We start from the raw sequence: 1,729 nt of genomic DNA on the forward strand, positions 1-1,729 counted from the left end.
TGGATCACTCCTTATACGATGATTACTCACGATGAGTGTCCACACAGATTGATACGGTTTAATATTTCAGAGCAAAATTGGTTCTGCATAAAATGCTGAAGCGGTTTTATGTGGGGCTATAGCTCAGCTGGGAGAGCGCTTCGCTGGCAGCGAAGAGGTCATCGGTTCGATCCCGATTAGCTCCACCACTAGCTGCGTTGCTTCTGCTTCTCGCAGAACAACCTACAGTGTCCCGTTCGTCTAGAGGCCTAGGACACCGCCCTTTCACGGCGGTAACAGGGGTTCGACTCCCCTACGGGATACCATCTTTAAACATTCTCTCTTGAGAGTTTTTAAAAATGGTTACTTCATTAGAAGTGATTAGCTCTTTAACAATTTGGAAAGCTGACAAATCAACAATTTATTGTTGATTGTAAAGTTCTCAATGTTTGTCTTTATGACAAACACCAATACAACACATTCAAGTGTTCTTGGAATTTGAGTCCGGCAAAATCGAGTCTGCATCATGTATAAAAATTGCAGACAACTTTGGTGACTTGTTCATCAACTCGAAACTCCTTCGGGTTGTATGGTTAAGTGACTAAGCGTACACGGTGGATGCTTGGCAGTCAGAGGCGATGAAGGACGTATTAACTTGCGATAAGCCCAGATTAGGTAGTAAAAACCATTTGAGTCTGGGATTTCCGAATGGGGAAACCCACTTACATAAGTAAGTATCCTGTTGTGAATACATAGCAACAGGAGGCGAACCGGGGGAACTGAAACATCTAAGTACCCCGAGGAAAAGAAATCAACCGAGATTCCGAAAGTAGCGGCGAGCGAAATTGGACTAGCCCTTAAGCTTTATATGCGTTAGACGAACGGTCTGGAAAGTCCGGCGATACAGGGTGATAGCCCCGTAGTTGACAACGCACATTCAGTGAAATCGAGTAGGGCGGGACACGTGATATCCTGTCTGAATATGGGGGGACCATCCTCCAAGGCTAAATACTACTGACTGACCGATAGTGAACCAGTACCGTGAGGGAAAGGCGAAAAGAACCCCTGTGAGGGGAGTGAAATAGAACCTGAAACCGTGTACGTACAAGCAGTAGGAGCACCTTCGTGGTGTGACTGCGTACCTTTTGTATAATGGGTCAGCGACTTATATTCAGTGGCAAGGTTAACCATCTAGGGGAGCCGTAGGGAAACCGAGTCTTAACTGGGCGTTCAGTCTCTGGATATAGACCCGAAACCAGGTGATCTAGCCATGGGCAGGTTGAAGGTTGAGTAACATCAACTGGAGGACCGAACCGACTAATGTTGAAAAATTAGCGGATGACTTGTGGCTAGGGGTGAAAGGCCAATCAAACCTGGAGATAGCTGGTTCTCCCCGAAAGCTATTTAGGTAGCGCCTCGGACGAATACTACTGGGGGTAGAGCACTGTTAAGGCTAGGGGGTCATCCCGACTTACCAACCCTTTGCAAACTCCGAATACCAGTAAGTACTATCCGGGAGACACACGGCGGGTGCTAACGTCCGTCGTGGAGAGGGAAACAACCCAGACCGCCAGCTAAGGTCCCAAATTATAGCTAAGTGGGAAACGATGTGGGAAGGCTTAGACAGCTAGGATGTTGGCTTAGAAGCAGCCATCATTTAAAGAAAGCGTAATAGCTCACTAGTCGAGTCGGCCTGCGCGGAAGATGTAACGGGGACTAAGCTATAAACCGAAGCTGCGGCAATGAAGTT

2 tRNA genes and 1 rRNA gene are annotated in these 1,729 nt (G+C 47.3%); all 3 read left to right on the forward strand.

Features of this window, described 5'->3' with window-relative positions:
* Positions 1 to 112 precede the first annotated feature (112 nt).
* Positions 113 to 188: transfer RNA gene (locus B853_RS15485), tRNA-Ala, on the forward strand.
* 41 nt (positions 189 to 229) lie between these two features.
* Positions 230 to 305: transfer RNA gene (locus B853_RS15490), tRNA-Glu, on the forward strand.
* A gap of 265 nt (positions 306 to 570) precedes the next feature.
* Positions 571 to 1,729, forward strand: a 23S ribosomal RNA gene (locus B853_RS15495); the annotation flags it as partial.

This window comes from Vibrio rotiferianus CAIM 577 = LMG 21460 (assembly GCF_002741985.1).
Classification (GTDB): domain Bacteria; phylum Pseudomonadota; class Gammaproteobacteria; order Enterobacterales; family Vibrionaceae; genus Vibrio; species Vibrio rotiferianus.